Source organism: Streptomyces sp. ISL-43 (assembly GCF_018614195.1).
In the GTDB taxonomy this organism is placed as follows: Bacteria; Actinomycetota; Actinomycetes; order Streptomycetales; family Streptomycetaceae; genus Streptomyces.
Window position 1 is genome coordinate 1 of the sequence record NZ_JAGGOT010000050.1, and the last position, 25,833, is coordinate 25,833.

General features: G+C 72.4%; 23 protein-coding genes and 1 other RNA gene. 16 read left to right on the plus strand and 8 right to left on the minus strand.

The window, feature by feature from the left end; all coding sequences use genetic code 11:
- The coding region (locus J7F03_RS27035; protein WP_214953919.1) for an FHA domain-containing protein at positions 1-1,191 on the minus strand (1,191 nt) is incomplete at its 3' end.
- 440 nt (positions 1,192-1,631) lie between these two features.
- On the opposite strand from J7F03_RS27035, the gene J7F03_RS27040 reads away from it, so the two are divergent.
- Both J7F03_RS27040 and J7F03_RS27045 read left to right on the plus strand, forming a co-directional pair.
- A complete protein-coding gene (locus tag J7F03_RS27040; RefSeq protein ID WP_214953920.1) occupies positions 1,632-3,389 on the plus strand; it encodes a serine/threonine-protein kinase in 1,758 nt (585 codons plus the stop codon).
- Positions 3,390-3,573: 184 nt separating this feature from the next.
- Positions 3,574-4,821 carry a serine/threonine-protein kinase gene (locus J7F03_RS27045; protein ID WP_214953921.1) on the plus strand — a complete coding sequence of 416 codons (1,248 nt, stop codon included), beginning with the start codon at positions 3,574-3,576 and terminating at the stop codon, positions 4,819-4,821.
- Between the two features lie 97 nt (positions 4,822-4,918).
- On the opposite strand, the gene J7F03_RS27050 is transcribed toward J7F03_RS27045, so the two are convergent.
- Positions 4,919-5,986, minus strand: coding sequence for an isopenicillin N synthase family oxygenase (locus J7F03_RS27050; RefSeq protein WP_214953922.1), 1,068 nt, complete (start codon positions 5,984-5,986; stop codon positions 4,919-4,921).
- Positions 5,987-6,301: 315 nt separating this feature from the next.
- Between J7F03_RS27050 and prfB the strand changes: the two genes are divergently transcribed.
- Positions 6,302-7,411 carry a peptide chain release factor 2 gene (gene prfB, locus J7F03_RS27055; RefSeq protein WP_214953923.1) on the plus strand — a complete coding sequence of 370 codons (1,110 nt, stop codon included), beginning with the start codon at positions 6,302-6,304 and terminating at the stop codon, positions 7,409-7,411.
- A 113-nt stretch (positions 7,412-7,524) separates the two neighbouring features.
- Here prfB and J7F03_RS27060 read toward each other — a convergent pair whose 3' ends face one another.
- Positions 7,525-7,719 carry a hypothetical protein gene (locus tag J7F03_RS27060; protein ID WP_214953924.1) on the minus strand — a complete coding sequence of 65 codons (195 nt, stop codon included), beginning with the start codon at positions 7,717-7,719 and terminating at the stop codon, positions 7,525-7,527.
- 225 nt (positions 7,720-7,944) lie between these two features.
- Here J7F03_RS27060 and ftsE point away from each other — a divergent pair, with 225 nt between their 5' ends.
- The 5 genes from ftsE to ssrA all read left to right on the plus strand — a co-directional run bounded on the left by ftsE (position 7,945) and on the right by ssrA (position 11,866).
- Positions 7,945-8,634: a cell division ATP-binding protein FtsE gene (ftsE, locus tag J7F03_RS27065; protein WP_214953925.1), complete on the plus strand. Its 690-nt coding sequence runs from the start codon at positions 7,945-7,947 to the stop codon at positions 8,632-8,634.
- Between the two features lie 17 nt (positions 8,635-8,651).
- Positions 8,652-9,575, plus strand: coding sequence for a permease-like cell division protein FtsX (gene ftsX, locus J7F03_RS27070; RefSeq protein WP_214953926.1), 924 nt, complete (start codon positions 8,652-8,654; stop codon positions 9,573-9,575).
- A 67-nt stretch (positions 9,576-9,642) separates the two neighbouring features.
- Positions 9,643-10,845, plus strand: coding sequence for a S41 family peptidase (locus J7F03_RS27075; protein WP_214953927.1), 1,203 nt, complete (start codon positions 9,643-9,645; stop codon positions 10,843-10,845).
- 18 nt (positions 10,846-10,863) lie between these two features.
- Positions 10,864-11,349, plus strand: a complete 486-nt coding sequence (gene smpB, locus J7F03_RS27080) for an SsrA-binding protein SmpB (protein WP_214953929.1) — start codon at positions 10,864-10,866, stop codon at positions 11,347-11,349.
- Between the two features lie 128 nt (positions 11,350-11,477).
- Positions 11,478-11,866: a transfer-messenger RNA gene (ssrA, locus tag J7F03_RS27085) on the plus strand.
- A 120-nt stretch (positions 11,867-11,986) separates the two neighbouring features.
- Here ssrA and J7F03_RS27090 read toward each other — a convergent pair.
- The 5 genes from J7F03_RS27090 to J7F03_RS27110 form a co-directional block, all read right to left on the minus strand.
- On the minus strand, positions 11,987-12,409 hold the full coding sequence (locus J7F03_RS27090) for a type II toxin-antitoxin system VapC family toxin (protein ID WP_308379983.1): 423 nt from the start codon (positions 12,407-12,409) through the stop codon (positions 11,987-11,989).
- A 5-nt stretch (positions 12,410-12,414) separates the two neighbouring features.
- On the minus strand, positions 12,415-12,648 hold the full coding sequence (locus J7F03_RS27095) for an antitoxin (RefSeq protein WP_214953933.1): 234 nt from the start codon (positions 12,646-12,648) through the stop codon (positions 12,415-12,417).
- A gap of 855 nt (positions 12,649-13,503) precedes the next feature.
- Positions 13,504-13,851, minus strand: a complete 348-nt coding sequence (locus tag J7F03_RS27100) for a type II toxin-antitoxin system PemK/MazF family toxin (RefSeq protein WP_214953935.1) — start codon at positions 13,849-13,851, stop codon at positions 13,504-13,506.
- Complete coding sequence (locus J7F03_RS27105; RefSeq protein WP_214953937.1) at positions 13,848-14,108, minus strand: hypothetical protein; 261 nt, start codon at positions 14,106-14,108, stop codon at positions 13,848-13,850. The genes J7F03_RS27100 and J7F03_RS27105 overlap by 4 nt, the downstream gene beginning before the upstream one ends.
- Positions 14,109-14,267: 159 nt before the next feature.
- Complete coding sequence (locus tag J7F03_RS27110; RefSeq protein ID WP_214953939.1) at positions 14,268-15,677, minus strand: MFS transporter; 1,410 nt, start codon at positions 15,675-15,677, stop codon at positions 14,268-14,270.
- A 98-nt stretch (positions 15,678-15,775) separates the two neighbouring features.
- Here J7F03_RS27110 and J7F03_RS27115 point away from each other — a divergent pair, with 98 nt between their 5' ends.
- The 8 genes from J7F03_RS27115 to J7F03_RS27150 all read left to right on the plus strand — a co-directional run bounded on the left by J7F03_RS27115 (position 15,776) and on the right by J7F03_RS27150 (position 25,812).
- The gene (locus J7F03_RS27115; protein WP_214953970.1) at positions 15,776-16,744 is read left to right on the plus strand and encodes a LysR family transcriptional regulator; all 969 of its coding nucleotides are present in this window, start codon (positions 15,776-15,778) and stop codon (positions 16,742-16,744) included.
- Positions 16,745-16,857: 113 nt separating this feature from the next.
- A complete protein-coding gene (locus J7F03_RS27120) occupies positions 16,858-18,228 on the plus strand; it encodes a NarK/NasA family nitrate transporter (protein ID WP_214953941.1) in 1,371 nt (456 codons plus the stop codon).
- Positions 18,229-18,420: 192 nt separating this feature from the next.
- Positions 18,421-19,575: a uroporphyrinogen-III synthase gene (locus J7F03_RS27125; RefSeq protein WP_214953943.1), complete on the plus strand. Its 1,155-nt coding sequence runs from the start codon at positions 18,421-18,423 to the stop codon at positions 19,573-19,575.
- Between the two features lie 60 nt (positions 19,576-19,635).
- Positions 19,636-20,178 (plus strand): GNAT family N-acetyltransferase, encoded by a 543-nt coding sequence (locus tag J7F03_RS27130; RefSeq protein ID WP_214953945.1) that lies wholly within the window; start codon positions 19,636-19,638, stop codon positions 20,176-20,178.
- A gap of 60 nt (positions 20,179-20,238) precedes the next feature.
- A complete protein-coding gene (locus J7F03_RS27135) occupies positions 20,239-20,817 on the plus strand; it encodes an ABATE domain-containing protein (protein WP_214953947.1) in 579 nt (192 codons plus the stop codon).
- A gap of 129 nt (positions 20,818-20,946) precedes the next feature.
- A complete protein-coding gene (locus J7F03_RS27140; RefSeq protein WP_214953949.1) occupies positions 20,947-23,268 on the plus strand; it encodes a UvrD-helicase domain-containing protein in 2,322 nt (773 codons plus the stop codon).
- A 536-nt stretch (positions 23,269-23,804) separates the two neighbouring features.
- Positions 23,805-25,229, plus strand: a complete 1,425-nt coding sequence (locus J7F03_RS27145; RefSeq protein WP_214953951.1) for an NAD-dependent malic enzyme — start codon at positions 23,805-23,807, stop codon at positions 25,227-25,229.
- Positions 25,230-25,530: 301 nt separating this feature from the next.
- Positions 25,531-25,812 carry an HU family DNA-binding protein gene (locus tag J7F03_RS27150; protein ID WP_214953953.1) on the plus strand — a complete coding sequence of 94 codons (282 nt, stop codon included), beginning with the start codon at positions 25,531-25,533 and terminating at the stop codon, positions 25,810-25,812.
- Positions 25,813-25,833 lie beyond the last annotated feature (21 nt).

A 25,833-nucleotide genomic window follows, 5' to 3' on the forward strand; every position in this document is an offset into this window, starting at 1 on the left:
GCCGGGGCGGGGGCCGGGGCCGGGGTCGGGGTGCACCGACCCGGTGGCGCCGTCCCAGGCCGCGCCGGGGGCGCTGTCCCAGCCGGACGCGCCGTAGTGCTCGACACCGGGGGTGCCGGGCCGGTGCCCGGTGTCCCGGACGCCGGAGTGCTGCTCCGCCCCGGGGGCGCCGGATCCGGGCCCGGTGGCGGGGCTGTCGCCAGGGGCCGGGTGCGCCGGCCCGGTGGCGGCGTCCCAGCCCGTGCCGCGAGCCTCGGCGGCGGGGCCGGACGGGCCGGCGCCGGGCGCGCTCGAGCCGGCTTGGCGTCGGTGCTCCTCACCGGAGACGCCGTCCCGGCCGGCCGCGGGCCCGGCCGGGCGGGGGAGGAGCCCGCGCGGGTCCCCGCCGGTGCCCCGGCCCGTACCGGACGCGGCGTCGGGGTACGACCCGGACGCGGTGCCCGGCGCGGTCGAGGCGGCCGCGGCGGAAGTGCCACCGGGGTTCGGCGGCTGGGGCCGGGGGCCGCCCGGCAGGGCGAGGGCGAAGTGGCCCTCCAGGTCGGGGGTGAGCGGCAGGGGGGACGGCTGCGGTCCGACAGCCAGCCGGAGGGTGGATTCGCCGACCTGCAGCAGTGCCCCGGGCGCGAGGGCCACCCGGTCCGCGCCGACCGGCCAGCCGTCGAGCGTCGTGCCGTTCGTCGAGCCGAGGTCGGCCACCGCCACGCGCCCGTCGGGGAGCACCGTGACGGTGCAGTGCAGGCGCGAGACGTCGGGGTCGTCCAGCGGGACGTCCGCGTCGGCCGAGCGCCCGATCCGGATCGCCCCGGGGTGCAGCAGGTGCACCCCGCCCGCGTCCGGCCCGGCGACGACGTGCAGTTGCGGCCCGTCCCCTGTCTCGGCGTCCGCCAGCACGTGCGGGCCGGGCACGTTCAGCGAGAGGACCGCTCCGTCCACGAGCGGCGGCTCACCGAGCACGCTCCGCCCGGGGTCGAGCCGCTCCGTACCGGCGTACAGGACCACCGTGCCGCCGGTGTCGGGCCCGCCGACGGTCGCCGCGAGTCCGGAGGCCACAGCGGACAGCGCGGTGCCGGCGGGCGCGGTGACGAGCACGTCGCAGCCGGCCGGCGCGGAGCCCGTGCCGGAGGCGGTCGTGGAGGCGGCCAGGTGGCCGCTGCGCGACCCCGACCCGAGAACGGTCAGCCGGATCTGCATCGCCGTCAGCGGTCCCTTCTGCGCGGTGCGCGGTGTGTGCGCCCGGCAGGGAATCAACGGGACATGCCATGCGTGCCCGTCCGCCCCCACCCGGCACGGACGCGTCGTCCGGTCAGGTCTGCCCGGAAGGCGGGGCTCCCGTCCCGGCCGTTCCGTACGGATGCATCCTCGCACCTGTCGTACACGACACGCCCGCCGCCCACCGACAAGTGATCTTGATAGGTCACGGACCCGTACCGGACCTGCACCCGGACCGGTCGGACAAGGACAGCAGGGCGGGAAAATCGCCCCTGGCATACACCGCAAATCTCACCCTTCGCGCATATGTGCGGCAACCAACCTCCGGCGCCCGGCGTCTTCCCTCGGGACACCCCCTAGAGTGGGCCGGAAAACCCAATCGCCGAATCGACTACAGCAACCAACAGCAGGGAGCGCGTGACGTGCGGCCAGTCGGCAGCAAGTACCTGCTCGAGGAGCCGCTCGGGCGCGGCGCCACGGGCACCGTCTGGCGCGCCCGCCAGCGGGAGGCCGCCGGAGCGGAGGCGGCAGTCGCCGGCCACCCCGGCGAGACCGTGGCCATCAAGGTCCTCAAGGAGGAGCTGGCCCAGGACGCGGACATCGTCATGCGGTTCCTGCGCGAGCGCTCGGTCCTGCTGCGCCTGACGCACCCCAACATCGTCCGCACCCGCGACCTCGTCGTCGAGGGCGATCTGCTCGCGCTCGTCATGGACCTCGTCGACGGCCCGGACCTGCACAAGTACATCCGCGCGAACGGCCCCTTCACCCCGGTCGCCGCGAGCCTGCTGACCGCCCAGATCGCGGACGCGCTCGCCGCCAGCCACGCCGACGGCGTCGTCCACCGCGACCTGAAGCCCGCCAACGTGCTGCTCGACGAGCGCGACGGCCAGATGAAGCCGATGCTCACCGACTTCGGCATCGCGCGCCTGGCCGACTCCCCGGGCCTGACGCGCACGCACGAGTTCGTCGGCACCCCGGCCTACGTCGCCCCCGAGTCCGCCGAGGGCCGCCCGCAGACCTCGGCCGTCGACATCTACGGCGCCGGCATCCTGCTCTACGAACTCCTCACCGGCCGCCCGCCCTTCGCCGGCGGCACCGCGCTGGAGGTCCTGCACCGCCACCTCAGCGAGGACCCGCAGCGTCCGGCGAACGTGCCCGAGCCGCTGTGGACGGTCATCGAGCGCTGCCTGCGCAAGGAGCCGTACGAGCGCCCGAGCGCCGAGAGCCTGGCGCGCGGCCTGCGCGTCGTGGCCTCCGGAATCGGCGTGCACTCCACGGCCGCCGAGGTCGAGGCCGCGCTCGGCGTCGGCGCGCTGCTCGCGCCCGACCCCTCGCCCGCGCCGGTCCCCGAGACCCCGGGCTCCTCGGACGCCACGCAGGTGCTGCCCGGGAGCGCCGGGATCTCCCCGATGGGCGCCTACGACCCGAACGGCATGACCAGCGTGCTGCCGCCGGTCGGTGCGGCCGACGCCACGTCCGTGCTGCCGGGCACCGGCGGCCCGGGCGGTCCGGGTGCGGATCCGACCTCGGTGATGCCGCCCGTGCGGCAGCCGGACCAGCCGCACCCGTGGCAGTCGCAGATGCAGGCGGCCCGCGACCGCAACGAGCAGACGCAGATGCAGTACCTCGACCCGAGCGAGGACCCGCTGCGCCGCCGCCCGCAGCGGCAGGCACCTCCGCCGCAGCAGCAGCCGCCCCAGTACCGCCAGCCGCAGCAGCCTCCGCAGCAGCAGTACCGGCAGCCCCAGCCGCCGCAGCAGCAGTACCAGCAGCCGCAGCGGCCCCAGCCGTACCCGCAGCAGCAGTACGCGCCTCCGCCGCCGCAGCACTACCAGCCGCAGCAGCACCAGCCCCAGCAGCCTCAGGGGCAGCCCCAGTACCGCCAGCCCCAGCAGCAGCCCCCGCAGGGCCCGCCGCCCCGGCAGCCGGCCGAGCCCCGTCAGCCGCGCCGCCGCGGCGCGAATCCGGTGAAGATCCCGGGGCTGGGCTGCCTCAAGGGCTGCCTGGTCATGATCCTTGTGTTCTTCGTCGCGGGCTGGCTGATCTGGGAGCTGACCCCCCTCCAGGGGTGGGTCGGCACCGGCAGGGGCTGGTGGGACCAGGTGTGGACCTGGGGTTCGGACATCGTCGACTGGGTCGGCGCGATCGGCGACGCCACCGGAGGCGGCGCGAATCCCTGAGCCGATACCCACGCCGACGCCCGAACGGGGCCCGAATCGGGCCCCGTAGCGCTGACTTCGTGGATTTGTCGACTTCTGGGACGTGATTTCGCCCGCAGAAGTGAAGGTCGCCGCGATCCGTGGACTACAACCCCCACCCGGCCGCGTAGCTTTGGCACGTACGCCAGCCGCTGAGGGAGCAGTCGTGGCACGGAAGATCGGCAGCCGGTACACCGCGCACCAGATCCTGGGACGCGGCAGCGCGGGCACGGTATGGCTGGGTGAGGGCCCTGACGGGCCCGTCGCCGTCAAACTGCTGCGCGAGGACCTCGCGTCCGACCAGGAGCTCGTCGGACGGTTCGTCCAGGAGCGCAGCGCGCTCCTCGGCCTGGAGCACCCGCACGTCGTCTGCGTCCGCGACCTCGTCGTGGACGGCAACGACCTCGCCCTCGTCATGGACCTCGTCCGCGGTACGGACCTGCGCACGCGCCTCGACCGCGAGCGGCGGCTCGCCCCCGAGGCGGCCGTCGCGATCGTCGCGGACGTCGCGGACGCGCTGGCCGCCGCGCACGCCGCCGGGGTCGTCCACCGGGACGTCAAGCCGGAGAACGTCCTGCTCGACATGCAGGGCCCCCTCGGGCCGGGCGGCGCGCACCCCGCGCTGCTCACCGACTTCGGCGTGGCCAAGCTCATCGACACCCCGCGGCGGGCCACCGGCGGCCGCGCGTCGGCCCCCACCACCCGGATCATCGGAACGCCCGACTATCTGGCGCCGGAGATCGTGGAGGGACTGCCCCCGCGCGCGGCGGTCGACATCTACGCCCTGGCCACCGTCCTGTACGAGCTGCTGGCGGGCTTCACGCCCTTCGGCGGCGGGCACCCCGGTGCGGTCCTGCGCCGGCACGTGACGGAGACGGTCGTCCCGCTGCCCGGGATCCCCGACGAGCTGTGGCAGCTGATGGTCCAGTGCCTGGCGAAGGCCCCCGCCTCGCGGCTGCGCGCCTCGGAGCTCTCGCTGCGCCTGCGCGACCTGCTGCCGCTGCTGGCCGGGATGCCGCCGCTGGACGTGGACGAGCCGGACGAGCCCGAGCCGGCGGAGTTCCCGGAACCGGAGGCCGCCTCGGATCCGGTGCGGCGCCGGGGCGTGGTGCCGCTGGTCCCCGGCTCCTCGACGGACTCCAACCGGGACACGCACACCTCGATGCGGGTGCCGGGACCGGACGAGCTGGCGGGCGGCGCGCTCGGCACCGCCCGGGTCCCGCGGCCGGCCGGCGGCCACCGGCCGGGCGCGGCGCGGCACCGGGCGGAGGCCGCGCGCAAGCGCCGGCTGGCGCTGTCGGCCGGAGCCGTGGCCCTGGTCGCGGCCGTAGGCCTGGGCACGTGGTTCGCCGTGTCCGAGGGCGATGCCCCGGCGGCCCCCCAGGACAGCAAGCAGTCGGGCCGCACGCCGTAGCCCTGCGGGGTTGGGAGCGTGCGGCGCCGCTGCCGGGGACCAGCCCCCGGACCCCCGGGCCTCGAACGCCGGCGGGGCTGGGTTCGGGCCGCGACGGCTACGCGCCCACCAGTTCCGGATGCCAGCGCCGCGCCACCGCCGGGTGGGCGCGGACCCAGCCCTTCAGTTCGTTGCGGCCGTACTCCGCGTGCAGCGGGTTCGTCTCGTCGTGCGCGATGCCCGGCGCCGAGCGCAGGTAGTCGCCCGGGACCGTCTCCACCACCGCGTCCAGCCGCGGGTTGTAGAAGAACGGCACCGAGTAGCGCTCCACCGACCCCTGCGGGCTGACCACCCGGTGGTCGGTCGCCGTCAGGTAGCCCTCGGTCGCGATCTCCAGCAGCTCGCCCAGGTTGACCACGAACGCGCCCGGCAGCGGCGGCACGTTCAGGTACCCCCCGTCCCGGACCACCTGCAGCCCGCCCACCGAGTCCTGCAGCAGCAGGGTCAGGAAGCCGTAGTCCTTGTGGGCCCCGACCCCCTGGTCGGTGCCCGTCGGAGCGGATCCCGGGTAGCGGATCAGCTTCGTGTGCAGGTGGGGGCGGTCCGCGAAGGCCGCGTCGAAGAAGTCCGCGGGGGCCCCGATCGAGGCGAGCAGCTCCTGCAGCAGGCGGTGGGCGACCGCCGCGAGCCGGGACTGCCACCCCAGCACCGAGTCCCTCAGCTCGGGCAGCGCGGCCGGCCACTGGTTCGGCCCCTCCAGCCACAGGTACGCCGGGTCGTCCGGGCCCACCGTGGGCGCCGGCCGCTCCGCGCCCACGTCCAGCTGGTCGCGCCAGTCGGAGGCGCCGCCGGTCAGCTCGTGCCCGATGCGGGTGTAGCCGCGGAAGTGCGGGGAGTTCAGATTGCTCACGGCCAGCCGGTCGGCCTCCGGGAGCGCGAAGAAGGCCCTGGTCAGCTCAAGGATGCGGGCGGTCTCGGCGGTGCTCACCCCGTGCCCGGTGAGGTGCAGGAAGCCGGTGTCCCGGGCGGCCGCGTGCAATTGCTTGCGGAAGGAGTCGCGCAGCGCGGGGTCGTCGGCCTGGGAGAGGTCCAGCACCGGAAGGGAGGGCTGAGCGGGCTGCGACGGCTGACCGGGGTGAGGGGCCCGAGCGGGCTGATCGGGCTGGGAGGAGTGCGCGGACGGCATGACGGCTCCGTTTCGGATGTCACGGGGTCCTGTCCCCAGGGATGGCGGGGACCGCGGCCGGGGGAGGGGCCGCCGGCAGGGTTGGCGCCGGGACCGCGAGGGCCGCGTACAGGACCAAGTCGGATCGGGGTGGATCAGGCTTGGGGCAGGTCCGGCGGCAGACAACTCGTCGTCGTGACACGCATGTGGTCCACATGGCGGCGTTTGACGAGGAGGACGGTCATACGGTGAGCGTACGCCCGTACGACCCGCCACCAGTACGGGTGATTCGGCCTGGCCGGAGATCGGCCTCCGGGGACCGGCTACGCTGGACCCGTGGCAGTCGTCGATGTTTCCGAAGAGCTGAAGTCCCTCTCCTCGACCATGGGGTCGATCGAGGCCGTCCTGGACCTCGACAAGCTGAGGGCAGATATCGCCGTGCTCGAGGAGCAGGCCGCCGCGCCGTCCCTGTGGGACGACCCGGAGGCCGCTCAGAAGATCACGAGCAAGCTTTCGCACCTCCAGGCCGAGGTCCGCAAGACCGAGACCCTGCGCGGGCGCATCGACGATCTCTCGGTGCTGTTCGAGCTCGCCGAGGAAATGGACGACGCGGACACCCTCGCCGAGGCGGAGGTCGAGCTGGTCTCCGTGCGCAAGGCGCTGGAGGAGATGGAGGTCCGCACCCTGCTCTCCGGCGAGTACGCCGAGCGCGAGGCGCTGGTCAACATCCGTGCCGAGGCCGGCGGCGTGGACGCCTCCGACTTCGCCGAGCGCCTGCAGCGCATGTACCTGCGCTGGGCCGAGCGCCACGGCTACCCGACCGAGATCTACGAGACCTCGTACGCGGAAGAGGCCGGCATCAAGTCGACCACCTTCGTCGTCAAGGCCCCGTACGCCTACGGCACGCTCTCCGTCGAGCAGGGCACCCACCGGCTCGTCCGGATTTCGCCCTTCGACAACCAGGGCCGCCGCCAGACCTCCTTCGCGGGCGTCGAGGTGCTGCCGGTCGTCGAGTCCAGCGACCACGTCGAGATCGACGAGGGCGAGCTGCGCGTCGACGTGTACCGCGCCTCGGGCCCCGGCGGCCAGGGCGTCAACACGACCGACTCCGCGGTGCGCATCACGCACCTGCCGACCGGCATCGTCGTCTCCTGCCAGAACGAGCGCTCGCAGATCCAGAACAAGGCCAGCGCCATGAACGTCCTCCAGGCCAAGCTGCTCGAGCGGCGCCGCCAGGAGGAGAAGGACAAGATGGACGCCCTCAAGGACGGCGGCAGCTCCTGGGGCAACCAGATGCGGTCCTACGTCCTGCACCCGTACCAGATGGTCAAGGACCTCCGGACGGAGTTCGAGGTCGGCAACCCGCAGGCGGTCCTCGACGGCGAGATCGACGGCTTCCTGGAGGCCGGCATCCGCTGGCGCAAGCAGCAGGAGCAGACCGCTTAAGAACGCGTGAGGCCGCTCTCGAGGACCGGGAGCGGCACGGAAAGGGCCCGGACACCTGCGCGGTGTCCGGGCCCTTCCGTCGTGCGTTCGATCGGGACGTGGCGGCTGAGGAGCTACGCCGTCTGCTGGGCCACCAGTGCCAGCGCGGCCACCAGGATCACCAGCAGCGCGATGAGCGCCACCGGGTTCAGCCCGCCGGAGAAGGGGCCCTCCTGCTGGAGGCGCTCCCGGTTCGCCCGGCACACTCGGCACCGGCCTTGGCTCACGGGTCCGGCGCAGTTCGCGCACACGAGCCGGTCATATGTCATGCGCTCCTCCTTTCGTCCCCTCGGTTGTCAACGTCGGTGAGAACGACTCCGTTCCCCTACCACTGTGCCAGCTCCGGCGACATTCGGCGCGGCCCGTCCGGGCAATCGCGGTCGCCCACGTCCTGGACCAGGGGATATATCGGGCATCTCCGGACGCCGGGCCCACACCCCGCGCCTGTTCGCGTATGGTCACGCACACCTACTCCCGGCGACCGTGGTGCACCCGTGATCCGATTCGACAACGTCTCCAAGTCCTACCCGAAGCAGAGCCGTCCCGCACTCAGAGATGTCTCCCTGGACATCGCGAAGGGCGAGTTCGTCTTCCTGGTCGGCTCCTCCGGCTCCGGCAAGTCCACCTTCATGCGGCTCATCCTGCGCGAGGAGCGGGCGAGCCACGGCCAGGTGCACGTCCTGGGCAAGGACCTCGCCAGACTCTCCAACTGGAAGGTTCCGCACATGCGGCGCCAGCTGGGGACCGTCTTCCAGGACTTCCGGCTCCTGCCGAACAAGTCGGTGGCCGACAACGTGGCCTTCGCCCAGGAGGTCATCGGCAGGCCGCGCGGCGAGATCAAAAAGGCCGTCCCCCAGGTCCTCGAACTCGTCGGCCTCGGCGGCAAGGAGGACCGGATGCCCGGCGAGCTCTCCGGTGGTGAGCAGCAGCGCGTGGCCATCGCCCGCGCCTTCGTCAACCGGCCGGCGCTGCTGATCGCGGACGAGCCCACCGGCAACCTGGACCCCCAGACCTCCGTCGGGATCATGAAGCTGCTGGACCGGATCAACCGGACCGGCACCACCGTGATCATGGCGACCCACGACCAGCAGATCGTCGACCAGATGCGCAAGCGCGTCATCGAACTCGAGCAGGGCCGTCTCGTCCGCGACCAGTCGCGCGGCGTCTACGGCTACCAGCACTGAAAGGCTCCTGAGACGCGATGCGCGCCCAGTTCGTCATGTCGGAGATCGGGGTCGGTCTCCGCCGCAACCTGACCATGACCTTCGCGGTCATCATCTCCGTAGCCCTGTCGCTGGCCCTGTTCGGCGGCTCCCTGCTCATGCGCGACCAGGTGAGCAACATGAAGGGCTACTGGTACGACAAGGTCAATGTCTCGATCTACCTCTGCAACAAGAACGACGCCGAGGCCACCAACGGCGCGTCCTGCTCCAAGGGCGCGGTGACGCCGGAGCAGAAGCAGGCCCTGGAGACCGAGCTCAAGGGCATGGACCTCGTCGAGAACGTCACCTACGAGTCCTCCGACGAGGCCTTCAAGCACTACAAGGAGCAGTTCGGGCACACCGCCCTGGCCGCGTCCATCACCCCGGACCAGATGCCCGAGTCCTTCCGGGTGAAGCTCAAGCAGCCCGAGAAGTACAAGGTGATCACCACCTCCTTCTCCGGCCGCGACGGCGTCCAGTCGGTCGAGGACCAGCGCACCGTGCTGGACAACCTCTTCAGACTCCTCGGCTACCTCAACTGGGCCGCCCTCGGCATCATGCTGATCATGCTGATCGTGGCGCTGCTGCTGATCGTCAACACGGTGCGCGTCTCCGCCTTCAGCCGTCGGCGCGAGACCGGGATCATGCGGCTGGTGGGCGCCTCCAGCTTCTACATCCAGGTGCCGTTCATCATGGAGGCCGCCTTCGCCGGCCTCATCGGCGCCGTCTTCGCCTGCACGATGCTCGGCGCCGGCCAGTACTTCGTGATCGACCACGGCGCCGCGCTGCGCGACAAGATGGAGCTGATCAACTTCATCGGCTGGGACTCCGTCCTGACCAAGCTGCCGCTGGTGCTCGTCATCGGCGTGCTCATGCCCTCGCTGGCGGCCTTCGTCGCGTTGCGCAAGTACCTGAAGGTGTGACAAGCGCCCCGCGAGCGGTCCGGCCAACCAGCCGTACCGCCACGGGGCTTGTCCTAGACTCGGCGCCATGCCGGGTCTGCCCGCTTTCTGTCACCGGCCCCGCGACCTGCGTCGCGGGGCCGTCTTGACGTTGGCCTTCTTGGCGGCCGTCGGCGTCGGCGCGTGCACCGGCAGTTGGTACCCCGACCGGGGGGAGCCGGCCTCCTCGCTCCTGGTGGCCCGTACGGGGCCCTCCGTGCCCGCGCCGCGCCCGTCGGCGCACCGTGGGGCGGGCACCGCCGACCGGGACGCGGTGGCCCGCGCGGCCGCCGATGCCGCCGCCGACGGCAAGTCGGGCAAGAAGGCCGCCGAGGAGGTCGTCAGCCGCAGCGGGGACCGCTGGGGCGCGGTCTACGACCAGAGCGAGTACGAGGCCTTCGCCGACGACCTCGACGGCCGCTGGACCGGTGTCGGCCTGTGGGCCGGGCGGCTGCGCGACGGCCGCGTCGAGATCGACCGGGTCCAGCCCGCCGGCCCCGCCGCCCGGGCCGGACTGCGCGCCGGGGACCGGCTGCTGAGCATCGACGGGCAGGGCGTGACCGGGCTGCGGGTCGCCGAGGTGGTGGCCCTGCTGCGCGGCGCGGCCGGCACCCCCGTGGTACTGCACCTGAGCCGCGACGGCGTCGACCTCACCGTCACCGTGCGGCGCGAGGAGCTGCGCGCGGAGCCCGTGACCGTACGGGAGCTGCCGGGCGGCATCACGGTCATCAAGGTCGCCTCCTTCACCCGGGGCTCCGGTGAGCGCGTACGGTCCGCGGTCCGGGCCGCCCCGCCCGGCGGCGGGGTCATGCTCGACCTGCGGGGCAACACGGGAGGTCTGGTCACCGAGGCGGTGACGGCCGCCTCCGCCTTCCTGGACGGCGGGCTCGTGGCGACGTACGACGTACGCGGCGCCCAGCACGCCCTCTACGCGGCCCCGGGCGGGGACACGGCCCGGCCGCTGGTGGCGCTGATCGACGGCGGCACGATGAGCGCGGCCGAGCTGGTGACCGGCGCCCTCCAGGACCGGGGGCGGGCGGTGGCGGTCGGCACCCGCACCTTCGGCAAGGGCTCGGTGCAGATGCCGACGGAGCTCCCGGACGGTTCGGTGGCGGAGCTGACGGTGGGCACGTACCGCACTCCGGCGGGCCGCAGCCTGGACGGCGGGGGCATCACCCCGGACCTTTCGGCGGCGGACGGGGTCGAGGAACGGGCCCGTACGGTATTGAGTGGCCTCGGGGTGGGTCCTTAGTGCGAAAATGACCGCACTATGGCTAAGGAAACAGGGCGCAAGCTGATCGCCCAGAACAAGAAGGCGCGGCACGACTACACGATCATCGACACCTACGAGTGCGGTCTCGTGCTCACCGGTACCGAGGTCAAGTCCCTGCGCCAGGGCCGTGCCTCGCTGGTGGACGGCTTCGTGTCGGTGGAGAGCGGCGAGGCCTGGCTCTACAACGTGCACGTGCCGGAGTACAGCCAGGGCACCTGGACCAACCACAGCGCGCGGCGCAAGCGCAAGCTCCTCCTGCACCGCGAGGAGATCGACAAGCTGGAGTCGAAGACGGGGGAGACGGGCAACACGATCGTGCCGCTCGCCCTCTACTTCAAGGACGGCCGGGCGAAGATCGAGATCGCGCTGGCCAAGGGCAAGAAGGAGTACGACAAGCGCCAGGCCCTGCGGGAGAAGCAGGACACGCGCGAGACGAACCGGGTGATCTCGGCCGTGAAGCGCAAGGAGCGCGCCCAGCTTTAATCTCCTGGCACACCGTGGTCGACTTCGCGTACCATGGCGTCAGCACCACGCGCTCGCGGGTGGTGCCGGTAGAGCAGGACCCGGCTGGTCGGCAGGACAGCAGGAGCCAACTGAATAGTGTGAAACATGGGGATGATCGGTTTCGACAGCGGATGTTGATGTAGGGGAAGCGAGCCGAGAAAGCGGCAATGATCTCGTTAACCATATGTCGCAAACAATAATCGCCAACTCCAAGAGCGATAACTCCCGCTTCACCCTCGCTGCCTAATAACAGTGAGCTGAAGCCTCTGTGAGGAGCGTCAGCCCGGAAGTGGTCCCGGTCCGGATCCTGGCGTCAATTAGGGATCTAAACCTCTAACCCCGGTCACGGGGGGTAGGGGGAAACCAAACAGTGACTGAGCCCGTCGGAGACTTGTCCGTGTGATCTCCGGGGCTGAGAAAAGCGCAGCGGAATGCGCTCGGAGAAGCCCTACTTCTGCACCGTTGGACGCGGGTTCGATTCCCGCCATCTCCACTCATCCCATGTGGGCGAAGGCCCCCTGACCTGCGAAAACTTCGCGAGGTTGGGGGGCCTTCGCCATGCGGGAGCACGACGGGAGCACCACCCTTCAGGGAGTGCGACGGATGCGGTGGTGCGTCAGGTGCCCTGGTGTGGGGGCTGGTCGCCGTTGGCGGTGATGACCTCGATCCCGCAACGCGGCTTCTGAACGCCTCGTTTGATGCGAGCGTCCGCCGTCAGCAGGGGGGCACCCAGTGCCTCGGCGAGGGCGACGTATGTGGCGTCGTAGGCGGAGAGGTTGGCGTACAGCTTTCGGATCCGGGGGAGTAGCGGGCCCGTCTCGTGCCGCTGTAGGCGCAGCCCCTCGTAGGTCTTGAAGTGCTCGTCGAGGCTCATAGGGTCGATTTTGGCGCCGCGGGCCAAGCCAAGGAGGGCAGACGCGACCTCCGTGTCCAGGAGGTAGGGAGCGGCGAGAGTGTCTTCCTCGCCGATGCGTCGGCGGGCGGCGGCGCCACGGGAGCCCCTGTCCGTGAGGAACAGGACCAGGGCGGAGGAGTCCACGACGATCAACGGCCGCCCGCCCGTCCCGCGTCGATGGCGTCGAGGACGTCCTGGATGTCGATGTCCTCCGTGGCGTAGCGCTCGGCGCGGTCGGCCATCTCGCCGAGCGTGGGCTGGGTGGCGTCTTTGGTGACGAGGCTGAGTAGGTAGCTCTGGAGGGACTGCCCGGCCTCAGCGGCGCGGACCTTTATGCGGCGGGCGATGTCATCGGGGACTTCCCGGATCGTGAATGCAGTCATGACTGCATTTTATCGTCAATGCAGTCACTCTGCAGTCGCTCGGTGGAGGGTCGTCCGGTGCTCCCGGGGGCCTCTCGGGCGTGGCGCCCGCTGGGGCCGGGCGAAGGTCGGCGTGTTGTCTGACCGGCCCCGTCCCGAATGCCGGGCGGCCTGGCCCAGTACCGCCCTACCACCCGCACAATCCACTGAGCGCAACGCCTGACGACCGGAAGGAACCCGTGACCAGCACCTGGTGCGACCGATGCGAAATGCAGTGGTGCGACTGCCCCCGGGACGGATCCGTACGCCGCGACATCCCGGCCGGACCCGGTTCCGATACCGCCCGCAGCTTCCCCGCCTGGCCCGACATGCCGACCGCGCCAGAGCGGACGGTGATCATCAAGAGGGGCGGTAAGGCCCACCTGTACGGGGCCTGCCTCCACCTCGGGGAAAGCGTGATTGCCGCGCCGGACTTCGGGTGGATACCGGACGCGCCGCCGGGCCTGTGGCTGAGGATCGGCGAGGGTCATCCGATACGGGCGACGGCGGGGAACACGGCGTGTGTCACGGACTCCCGGTGCGGGCCATGCGGCGACGCCCGGACCTGACCCCGCATCCACATCCTGTTCGCGGCCGGTGGCTCCCGCATTCTCGGGAGCACCACAGAGAGCGCCAGCGACCACATCGGTCCTGGCGCTCTCAGGTATGCCCCCCTCTCGCTCTCACCCCAGCGCCTCGGACCCCGGCTACCTCGGCGACCGACGGGCCCTCGGGGGCACGCACCCCCGCTCGCCCATTTGGCAGGCATGGGGCGCGGCCTCGGGCTTGGACGAGATCGGGCCCGCTCCTCGGTCTGAGAGCGGGCCCGATGACGGGTCAGATGTCGAGCATGAGCCGAAGGTAGCGGCGCACCTCGTTCTTCTCCTTGTCGGTGACCACGCCGAGCGGGCTGCCGATCAGTCGCTGTTCCGAGATCGACCGGACATCCTCGGTGCGCGCCCAGGACGGCCGGTCCAGTCCCGATTCGCGGGAGGTGATGGGCACGTGGTGGTCCAGCCCGCGTGTTTTGGTGGTGAGGGGGACGACGATCGTCATGGGGATGGGGAACGCGGCGTGAGTGGGGGAGGCGACCACCAGCACGGGACGCCGTCCGGACTGTTCACTGCCGATGACGGGAGACAGGTCGGCGAACCAGACCTGCCAGGGCCGGGCGAGTCGGCTCACGCGCTGGTCTCCCACCGGTCACCAGCGAGTCCGTCACCGGCGACGCTTTCCCACTCGTTCATCTCGGCGAGGTAGTCGGCCCACGCTTCGGGGTCGGCTTGGAGGCGGGTGTACTGGTCCAGGATTCGCTGGCGTCTGTGGTCGTCCAGGAGGCGTTCCAGGGCGCTGGCCATGGTTCCGCCGATCTCGTCGGCGATGCGGCCGATCTGATCGCGGAGATCCATGGGGAGCTTCATGGTGGTAACCGCTGATGTCATACCGCGAGTATACCGACGCGTATCCCGCGCAGCTAGGGCAATGGTGGACTGGGTACTCCCGCATCAAGATCATCTGTACTCCCGGCGGGGGCACCACCCCGTCCAACTGGTGCTGTCCTTTGTCATGCGGTCGGTAGCGGTAGCGGGCCTTGAGGACCTTCACGTCTCCCTCAGGTCGTCGACCGTCCCGGTGACCGTGGTCGCGCCCTCGCGGTCGCGGGCGACCGCTTTGCCGGAAACTCGTACCGGAGCTGCCCTGCCGAGGAGAAAGGCGAGCAGCGCCGCCGCGGCCGGCAGGGCGTACGGGGCGGTCGTGCCCAGGTGGTCGATCGCGGCTCCGGCCGTCGCGGAGCCGGCGGCGATGCCCGCCAGGATGGCGGTGACGGCCAGGGTCATGCCCTCGTTGAGCCGGCCCGGCGGAATCACGGCGTGGATCCTGGACATGGCGGTGACCATGACCGGGGCCGTGGCCATGCCGGCCACCAGCAGGGCGACGGCCAGACCGGGGATCGAGCCCGTGGCCGCCGCCGCCCAGGGCAGTGCCATCGCCCCGGCCAGAGCGGCCAGGCAGGTCGGGAGCCCGCGGGGGCGGAGGGTTCCGTAGAGCAGGCCGGCCGCGCAGGAGCCCGCCGCCTGGAGGGCGAGGACCGGGCCCGAGAACGCGCCGAGGCCGTGGCCGCCGAGGTGGGCGACGGAGGTGATCTCAAGCGAGCCGAACATCGTGCCGAGGACGAAGAAGAGCGGCAGCAGCCACTTCAGGCTCCGCAGCGGGGAGCCGCCCCGGACCGCGGGCGCCGGCGGGGGCTCCGTGGCGCGGTGGGCCGTGAAGACCAGCATGCCGGTGAGGAGCAGCGCGGCGCCGGCGAGCGTGCCCGCCTCCGGGAAGACGGCGGTGCACAGGAACGCCGCGACCACCGGCCCGAGCATGTACGCCAGCTCGTCGGCGGCCTGCTCGAAGGACATCGCGGTGTGGTGCGCGGCGGGGTCGCCCTTCAACAGGTGGGTCCAGCGGGCGCGGGACATGCCGCCGATGTTGGGGGTGGTCGCGGTGGCGGCGTAGGAGGCGAAGAGGGTCCAGGCCGGGGCCTCGGTGCGGACGCACGCGACGAGGGAGAGCGAGCCGAGGACCGCGATCAGGGTGGCGGGTACGGCGATCCGGGCCTGCCCGTGCCGGTCGACCAGCCGGGCGGTCCAGGGCGCCACGAGCGCGGTGGCCGCCAGGCCGGCCGCCACGACCGCGCCGGCGAGGGCGTACGAGCCGCGCTGGCCCGCGATCATCATGACGGCGCTGATGCCGAACATGCCCATGGGGAGCCGGGCGATCAGGTTGCCGGTGGTGAAGCCGCGGGTGCCGGGGAGGGCGAACAGCCGCCGGTACGGGCCGGGTGCGCGGGCCGGCCTCGCCGGGCGGGCCGCGCGGGTCGCGTGCTCCGGCCGCGCCGGGGCGGGGGCGAGGACCAGGGTGGCGCCGGTGACGGCCATCAGCGGGGCGGGCCGGGCCGAAGCCGTGGGGCGGGCGGGGCGGGCAGGGGTGGCGGCGCGGGCGGGCAGCGGGGTGGCGGTGGGCATGTCCCCAAGGCTCGGGCCGGAGGGCGCCGGCGGTCCAACACCTGTTCGCGGCCGATTCACCGCTCTGCGTTGTCAGTCTCCGTTAGGCTCCCCGGGTGATGCCCCGAGACGTGGAACCCCGCCTGCTGCGCTCCTTCCTGGCCGTCGCCGAGGAACTGCACTTCACCCGCGCCGCCGCCCGCCTCTACGTCGCCCAGCAGGCCCTGAGCCGGGACGTGCGACGCCTCGAACACGCCCTGGGTTCGCCCCTGTTCGCCCGCACCACTCGAGCCGTCGAGCTCACCGCCGACGGTGAGCGGCTGCTGCCCCTGGCCCGCGGCGTCCTGCGCGCCCACGAGGAGCTGGCCGCCGCCTTCGCCGGGGACACCGCCGCCCGGCCGCTGCTCGTCGACCTCAACACCGACGGCCCCGGCACCGCGCGCACCGTCCTGGACCGGGCCCGCGAGCTCGCCCCCGACTGCGAGCTGATGGCCCGCTTCGAGTCCGGGCTCACCCACGCCGCCGCCGAGATCGCCGCCGGCCGCCTCGACGTCTCCTTCGGGTACGCCGACGGCCTCGACCCGGCGCTGCGGGCCCGCCTCGCGCAGACGCCCGTACGGTACGAGCCGCTCGCGGTGGTCCTGCCCGCCGGGCACGCGCTGGCCGCGCGGGAGTCCGTACCGCTGGACGCGCTCGCCGGGGAGACCGTGTACGCCGGGGCCGGCAATCCGCGGACCCTGGAGTGGACCGGGCTGGCGCGCGAGCTGTTCGCCGGGCGGGGGATCGAGCCGGCGCCGCCCGCGCCGGTGGCGATCGGCAAGGACGAGTTCCGCCGGGTCATGGCCAAGACCGGCAACCCGGTCCTGGCCACGGTGGACTTCACCGATTTGCCCGGCTGCGTCAAGCGCCCGCTGACCGGCCCGGTGCCGCTGTCGCCGCTCGCGATGGTGTGGCGCAAGGGGCTGCGCCACCCGGGGCTCGACGCGCTGCGCGCGGCGGCCGCCAGGCTCGCCGCCGAGCACGGCTGGCTGGAAGTGCCCCCGGACAGCTGGCTGCCCGCGCTCACAGTCGGCCCCGGCGGCGGGTGAGTGCATGGTTTCCCGCTGGTCATCAGGCGGGGACCGGGGCCGAAACGAGCCGTTCCTACGGTCGTCACCACGGACCAGACGCGACGCGATCGCAGCAGCTGTGGAGGCGTGTGATGACCAGTACGACCGCACCGCGCAAGGGGGGCCGCTGGATCGAGCAGTGGGACCCCGAGGACGAGACGTTCTGGAGGGAGACGGGCGAGAAGACAGCCCGCCGCAACCTGGTCTACTCCGTCCTCTCCGAGCACATCGGGTTCTCGATCTGGTCGCTGTGGTCGGTGATGGTGCTCTTCATGGGCCCGAAGTACGGGATCGACCCCGCCGGGAAGTTCTTCCTCATCGCCACCGCCACCTGCGTGGGCGCCCTCGTCCGCATCCCCTACACCTTCGCCGTGGCCCGCTTCGGCGGCCGGAACTGGACGGTCGTCAGCGCCCTGCTGCTGCTCGCGCCGACCATTGCCGCCTGGCTGGTGATGGAGCCCGGGACCTCGTACAACACGTTCCTGCTGGTGGCCGCGCTGACCGGCGTCGGCGGCGGGAACTTCGCCTCGTCCATGACGAACATCAACGCCTTCTTCCCGCTGCGCAAGAAGGGCTGGGCGCTCGGCCTCAACGCGGGCGGCGGCAACATCGGCGTCCCCGTCGTCCAGCTCGCCGCCCTGCTGGTCATCAGCACGGCAGGGGCCGGCCACCCGCGGCTGCTGCTCGGCGCCTACATCCCGCTGATCGTGATCGCGGCGGTGTTCGCCGCGCTGCGGATGGACAACCTGGCGCCCGTGCGCAACGACACCGGCGCCGTGCGGGAGGCGGTCCGCGACGCCCACACATGGATCATGTCGTTCCTCTACGTCGGCACCTTCGGGTCCTTCATCGGCTACAGCTTCGCCTTCGGGCTGGTGCTGCAGACGCAGTTCGGCCGCACCCCGCTCCAGGCGGCCTCGCTCACCTTCATCGGACCGCTGCTCGGCTCGCTGATCCGGCCGGTCGGCGGGGCCCTCGCGGACCGCTTCGGCGGGGCGTGGATCACGCTGGGCACCTTCGTGGCGATGGCGGCGGCGACCGGCGTGGTGATCCTGGCCTCCGTACGGGAGTCCCTGCCGGTGTTCCTGATCGGCTTCGTGGCCCTGTTCGTCCTCAGCGGGCTCGGCAACGGCTCCACCTACAAGATGATCCCCGGCATCTTCCAGGCGAAGGCCCTGGCCCGCGGCATGGGCGGCGAGGACGCGGCCGCGTACGGGCGGCGGCTGTCCGGCGCCTCCATGGGGCTCATCGGGGCGGTCGGCGCCCTCGGCGGGCTCGGCATCAACCTGGTCTTCCGGGAGGCCTTCCTCAGCTCCGGCTCGGGCACGGCGGCCTTCGTGACCTTCCTCGGCTTCTACGCGCTCTGCTGCGGCGTCACGTGGGCGGTATACCTTCGCCGGCCCGCCCGGACGATCATCCCTGCGGCCGGAGTGGAGGCGAAGCCGCAGCTCACCTCGGTGTAACGCGGCCGGAGCATCGGTTAACGGCACCGAAATACGCGTGAACCGAGCCTGATACGCCTCCAGGGCAGGCTCGGTTCACGCGAAGGCGCTGCCGGACCCGATCCGGCGAGGACGCCGGACCTGATCCGGCGGAGCTGCCGGACCCGATCCGGCCCGGATGCCGGACCCGACCACTGCGCGAGGCAGGTCACCATGTACGACACCCCCACCAGGCCGGCCCCCTCCCCAGCCGCCGGGCCGCTCGCGGGCTTCACCATCGGGGTCACCGCCGCCCGGCGGGCCGACGAGCTGATCGCCCTGCTGCGCCGCCGCGGGGCCAATGTGCTGCACGCGCCCGCCCTGCGGATCGTGCCGCTCGCCGACGACACCGAACTCCTCGCCGCCACCAAGGAGCTGATCGGCTGCGCGCCCGACGTGGTCGTGGCCACGACCGCCATCGGCTTCCGGGGCTGGATCGAGGCCGCCGACGGGTGGGGGCTCGGCGAGGAGCTCCTCGGGCGGCTGCGGGAGACCGAACTGCTGGCGCGCGGGCCCAAGGTCAAGGGCGCGATCCGGGCCGCCGGACTCGTGGAGACCTGGTCCCCGGGATCGGAGTCGCTCGCCGAGGTACTGGACCGGCTGCTGACGGCCGGGGTGGCCGGCCGGCGCATCGCCCTGCAGCTGCACGGGGAGCCGCTGCCCGGGTTCATCGAGGCGCTGCGGGCGGGCGGGGCCGAGGTGGTCGGCGTACCGGTGTACCGGTGGATGGCGCCCGAGGACCTCGGACCGCTGGACCGGCTGATCGACGCGGTGGCCGCCGGCGGGGTCGACGCGGTGAGCTTCACCTCCGCGCCTGCCGCCGCCTCACTGCTCTCGCGCGCGCAGGAGCGGGGCGTACGGGAATCCGTGCTGGTGGCGCTGACCGGCGGATCGGTGCTGTCGGCGTGCGTGGGCCCGGTGACGGCGGTGCCGCTGCAGGCGGAGGGGGTGGCCACGGTGCAGCCCGAGCGGTTCCGGCTGGGCCCGCTGGTGCAGCTGCTGTGCCAGGAACTCCCGGGCCGGGCGCGGGTGCTCCCGGTGGCGGGGCACCGGCTGGAACTGCGCGGCCACGCGGTACTCCTCGATGCCGAGCTGCGCCCGGTCCCGCCGGCCGGCATGGCCCTGCTGCGGGCCCTGGCTCGCCGGCCGGGCTGGGTGGTGGCCCGCTCCGAACTGCTGCGCGCCCTCCCGGGCGCGGGCCGCGACGAGCACGCGGTGGAAACGGCGATGGCCCGCCTGCGCGTGGCGCTGGGCGCGCCGAACCTGATCCAGACGGTCGTCAAGCGCGGCTACCGCCTCTCCCTTGACGCGGGCGCCTGCGCGGACTGACCCGGGTGCCCGCGCCGACCGGAGTCGGGCGGGCTCCGCGGCGTCCGCTAGTTTGCCCGGATGATCTTTGACGGGGTGGAGATGCGGGAGATCCGGACGGCGGACGCCGCCGGGCTCGCCGAGGTGCTGGAGCGGAACCGGGCGTACCTGGCCCCCTACGAGCCCCGGCGGCCCGAGGCCTTCTACACCGAGGCCGGGCAGCTGGCGCGGATCGAGGGGCTGCTCGCGGACCGCGACGGCGGGCGGGCGCGGCCGTACGTGCTCGTCGCGGACGGGCTGCCCGTCGGGGCGATCAGCCTCGTCTCCATCGTGCTCGGGCCGCTGTGCACCGGCGCCGTCGGCTACTGGATCGACCGGGACCGGGCGGGCAAGGGGCTGGCCACCGCCGCGCTCGAGGAGGTCTGCCGGATCGCCCGCGACGAGGTCGGACTGCACCGCGTCGACGCCGGGACCCTCGTCGACAACCTCGCCTCGCAGCGGGTCCTGGCCAAGGTGGGCTTCGAGCAGTACGGGCTCGCGCCCCGCTACCTGCACATCGACGGAGCCTGGCGGGACCACCGCCTCTTCCAGCGGATCCTCCACGACGACCCGCCCGCCCTCTAGCCGCCGGGGCGGGGGACGGGCACTCTGGGGGCACGCCCCGAGCGGGAGGCGGTGACGGGCATGTGGTTCGAATCCGGGCGGGTCTGCCTGGACCTGGTGGCCGCCTTCGAGCCCCGTGGGCGCGGCGAGGGGGCCGAGGGGATCCGGGACGCGGACGAGCTGCGGCTCTGGCTCGCCGGGGCCGGGCTTGTTCCCGGGCGGACGCCGCTCCCGCGCGTGGAGGCCGACTGGGTGCAGGCCTTCCGGCTGCTGCGCGCCGACGTCGAGAGCCTCGTACGCGCCGAGCTCGCCGGGACCGCGCCGCCGGCGCCCGCGCTGGCCCGGGTCAACGCGGCGGCCGCCGGTCCACCCCCGGGACTGTGTGCCGTACAGGACCAAGAAGGGCACCTCGTACGGGAGTTGTGCGGCGGGGTCGAATGCGCCGGGCTGCTCGCCGCCGTGGCCCGCGACGCCGTCGAACTGCTCACCGATCCCGCGGACCGCGCCCTGCTGCGGGCCTGCGAGGGCGACCGGTGCGCCCGCGTCTACCTCGACACCTCGCGCGGCCACCGGCGCCGCTGGTGCTCCAGCGAGCTGTGCGGGAACCGCGAGCGCGTGGCCCGCCACCGCCGCCGCGTACTCGAAGCCCGCCCCGGCTGACCCCCGCCCCCGGCGCCCGACGGACGTGATGTTCGTCTTGATCTGCGACCCGTCCCGGAACGGGCGTGCGCGCAGGGGCCCGTTCGCGTACGGTTGACGGTCGCCCATGCACGTCAGAAAGGGGCCTTGGTGGCCGCGCAGAATGCCGCTGTCGACAGCACGGCGGATTCCGTCCGCGATCGGGAGATCGCGGTCGAGCAGACGCATCTCGATCACGTGTACCGACGCCTTGAGGAGAAGATCCACGAGGCGGAGTTCCTGATGAACGACGCCGCCAAGCGTGGCCAGGTCGGCACGCCCGGCGCCCTCGCCGAGCGGGACGCACAGGTCTTCCGCGCCGGAATCCACCTCAACCGTCTCAACAACGAGTTCGAGGACTTCCTGTTCGGCCGCGTCGACCTGGTCCAGGGCAAGGACGGGGAGCGCGGCCCGGACGGCGCCTTCACCTCCGTCGACCCCGCCGACGACGCGATCCGCGCCGACCTCACGGCCGACATCGCCGAGACGCTCCACATCGGCCGCATCGGAGTCCTCGACTCCGACTACTCGCCGCTCGTCATCGACTGGCGCGCCCCCGCGGCCGCGCCGTTCTACCGTTCCACCCCCAAGGATCCGGGACGCGTCGTACGCCGCCGCGTCATCCGCTCCAAGGGCCGCAAGGTGCTCGGCGTCGAGGACGACCTGATGCGTCCCGAGGTCACCGCCTTCCTCGACGGGCGCGAGCTGCCCGTCATCGGCGACGGCGCCCTGATGGCCGCGCTCGGGCGGGCCCGCACCCACTCGATGCGGGACATCGTCTCCTCCATCCAGGCCGAGCAGGACCTCGTCATCCGGGCGCCCGCCGCCTCGGTGGCCGAGGTCTCGGGCGGACCCGGCACCGGCAAGACCGCCGTCGCCCTGCACCGCGCCGCCTACCTGCTCTACCAGGACCGGCGCCGCTACTCCGGCGGCATCCTCATCGTCTCCCCGACCCCGCTGCTCGTCGCGTACACCGAGGGCGTCCTGCCCTCCCTCGGCGAGGAGGGCCAGGTCGCCATCCGGGCGCTCGGCTCGCTCGTCGACGGGGCCGAGGCGACCACGTACGACGACCCGTCCACGGCCCGCGTCAAGGGCTCGTCCCGGATGCTGAAGGTGCTGCGCAAGGCCGTACGGGGCGCCCTGGAATTCGGCGGCCCCGGCGGGACGCCCGCCCCGGACCGGCTGCGCGTGGTGGCCTTCGGGCGCCGCCAGGAGCTGGAGGCCGCCGACCTCGACCGGATCCGGCAGAACGTCCTCGGCACCACCACCCCGGTCAACCTGCTGCGCCCGCGCGCCCGCAAGCTCCTGCTGGACGCCCTGTACTCCAAGTCCGGCGGGGCCGGCCGGCACAGCGACCCGGAGCTCGCCGCCGAGCTGCGCTCCGCCTTCGACGAGGACATCTCGACGGAGGACGCGTTCATCGAGTTCCTGAACGCCTGGTGGCCCGAGCTGACCCCGCGCGGGGTGCTCGCCTCCATGGCCGACGAGCGGCGCCTGTCGCGCTGGTCGCGCCGGGACCTCAACCCGCGCGAGACCCGCCAGCTGGCGCGCTCCCTGCGCCGGGTGGGCCCGGACGGCAAGGGCCCGCTGTCGGTGCACGACGTGGCACTGCTGGACGAGCTGCAGCAGCTGGTGGGCGCGCCCGCGCGGCCCAAGCGCAAGCGGCAGATGGACCCGCTGGACCAGCTGAGCGGGCTGGAGGAGCTGATGTCGACCCGCGAGGAGACCCAGTGGGAGCGGGCCGAGCGGCTCGCGGCGGAGCGCACCGAGTACGCGCACGTCATCGTCGACGAGGCGCAGGACCTGACGCCGATGCAGTGGCGGATGGTCGGCCGCCGGGGCCGGATGGGCACGTGGACGGTGGTCGGGGACCCGGCGCAGTCCTCGTGGACCGATCCGCAGGAGGCGGCGGCCGCGCGGGACGAGGCGCTGGGGTCGCGGCCGCGGCGGCGGTTCACCCTGACGGTGAACTACCGCAACCCGGCCGAGGTCGCGGAGGTCGCCTCCCGGGTGCTGAAGCTGGCGGCGCCGGGCACGGAGCCGCCGACGGCGGTGCGCTCCACGGGTCTTCAGCCGCGTTTCACGGCGGTGGCCGGGGAACTGCGGGACACCGTCCGGGAGGAGACCCGCAGGCTGCTGGAGCAGGTGGACGGCACGGTGGGCGTGGTCGTGGCCATGGACCGGCGGGTGGAGGCCGCGGGCTGGCTCGCGGAGCTGGGGGAGCGGGCGGTCGCGCTGGGCAGTCTGGAGGCGAAGGGTCTGGAGTACGACGCCACGGTGGTCGTCTCCCCGGCCGAGATCGCGGACGAGTCCCCGGCGGGCCTGCGCGTGCTCTACGTGGCCCTGACCCGCGCGACGCAGCAACTGACGGTGATCTCCACCGCCCGTGACACCCCGGACGCGGCGGGCGTGGCGGCCCTCCTGCGGCCTTAGCCCCCGGCCGGGGCGGAGCCCGGGGCCGGGGGGCGGTTCGCGAGTGTCCCCCGGCCCGCCCAGGGCTTCGTACGGCTTCGTGCGGTTTCGTACGGCCGAATGGTCGGCGGCCAAGGGCGTGGTCGGCCGAAACCGGCCGCCGGTAGGGGGATCACTTCCGGCGAACTTTTGTTAGCCTGGGTTACGGCACCGGCTCGATCCAAGCCCCCGGGCCCAACCTTCGTCGCTTAGAGCGACCTCTTGCCGCGAGGCGAGCATGGCGGGTCGGTGTCATAGACGTAAGAGAACAGGTCTGCCCCCTCTGCGGAAGTGGAGGGGGCGGACCTGTTTTGCGTGGCCGGAAAGGGTTCCGGGGCCTCTGCAAATCTCGTATGGTGGAAGTGTCTTTCCGAAATTTGTAGCTGGTTACCTTGTACCGGCTGGTAGGTGGGACGATCGGACAACAGGTCCTGCCCGTACCCGCCACGTTCTCGGCCGGCGCAGCGCGGGACTCTGTGTGCGTACAGAAAAACCAGGGACAGAAGAGGAACACGGCCATGGCAACGGCGCCCAGCGTCTCGTACTCGATGACGGTCCGCCTGGAAGTGCCCGCGAGCGGAACCGCGGTCTCCCAGCTCACCACCGCCGTGGAGTCCTCCGGTGGCTCGGTCACCGGCCTCGACGTGACCGCATCCGGCCACGAGAAGCTCCGGATCGACGTCACCATCGCCGCGACCTCCACGGCGCACGCCGACGAGATCGTCGAGAAGCTGCGCGGGATCGAGGGCGTCAGCCTCGGCAAGGTCTCCGACCGAACCTTCCTGATGCACCTCGGCGGCAAGATCGAGATGGCGTCCAAGCACCCCATCCGCAACCGCGACGACCTCTCGATGATCTACACCCCGGGCGTGGCCCGCGTGTGCATGGCGATCGCCGAGAACCCCGAGGACGCCCGCCGCCTGACCATCAAGCGCAACTCCGTCGCAGTCGTGACGGACGGCAGCGCCGTGCTGGGCCTCGGCAACATCGGCCCGATGGCCGCGCTGCCCGTCATGGAGGGCAAGGCGGCCCTCTTCAAGCGCTTCGCCGGCATCGACGCATGGCCGATCTGCCTGGACACCCAGGACCCGGACGAGATCGTTGCTGTCGTCAAGGCGATCGCCCCGGGCTTCGCCGGCATCAACCTGGAGGACATCTCCGCGCCGCGCTGCTTCGAGATCGAGGCCCGGCTGCGCGAGGCCCTCGACATCCCCGTCTTCCACGACGACCAGCACGGCACCGCCATCGTCGTCCTCGCCGCCCTCACCAACGCGCTGCGCGTGGTGGGCAAGGCAGTTGGCGACGTCAAGGTCGTCATGTCGGGCGCCGGCGCGGCCGGTACCGCGATCCTCAAGCTGCTCCTCGCGGCCGGTGTGAAGAACGTCGTCAGCGCCGACATCCACGGTGTCGTGCACGCGGACCGCCCCGACCTCGTCGACGCGGCGGCCGACTCCCCGCTGCGCTGGATCGCCGACAACACCAACCCCGAGGGCTACACGGGCACCCTGAAGGAGGCCGTGGTCGGCGCCGACGTGTTCATCGGCGTCTCGGCCCCGAACGTGCTCAACGGCGACGACGTGGCCGCCATGGCGGACGGCGCGATCGTGTTCGCGCTCGCGAACCCGGACCCGGAGGTGGACCCGGCTGTGGCCCGCCAGACCGCCGCCGTCGTGGCCACCGGCCGCTCCGACTTCCCGAACCAGATCAACAACGTGCTGGTCTTCCCGGGCGTCTTCCGGGGCCTGCTGGACGCCCAGTCGCGCACGGTGGACACCGGGATGATGCTGGCCGCGGCGAGCGCCCTGGCCGACGTGGTCGGCGAGGACGAGCTGAACGCGAACTACATCATCCCGTCGGTCTTCAACGACAAGGTCGCGGGCGCGGTCGCCGGCGCCGTCCGCAAGGCCGCCACGGCCGCTGTGACGGGCCCCACCTCCGTCTGATCCCCGGCGCGTCGCGGGATGCGGGCCCACCGGGCCGCCTCTAGGGTTGCGGGGATGCCGGCGGTCCGCATCCGCCGGAACCCCTCCTGGTGCGGACGGAGCGTCACCGCGGCGTGACTGTGGCGCTTTTCGTGTGACCCTGGCGGGTGCCGGATTGGCTTTCCCGCCGCTGGTGGGGGCAGGATGCGTAACCGGGCGAGAGGGTCTGACGACAGACCCGGGTCCGGGGACTGTCCTAGGGCCCTGGCAGCATCGGCTTCGATCTCACGCCTCTAAGGCAAGTTGAACACGGGAGTACAACATGAACCGCAGTGAGCTGGTGGCCGCTCTGTCCGAGCGCGCCGAGGTGACCCGCAAGGACGCCGACGCCGTTCTGGCCGCGCTCGCCGAGACCATCGGCGAGATTGTCGCCAAGGGCGACGAGAAGGTCACCATCCCCGGCTTCCTGACCTTCGAGCGCACCCACCGTGCCGCTCGCACCGCGCGCAACCCGCAGACCGGCGACCCCATCCAGATCCCGGCCGGCTACAGCGTGAAGGTCTCCGCGGGCTCCAAGCTCAAGGAAGCCGCCAAGGGCAAGTAGTCCGCCCTTGTGCCGGGGGCC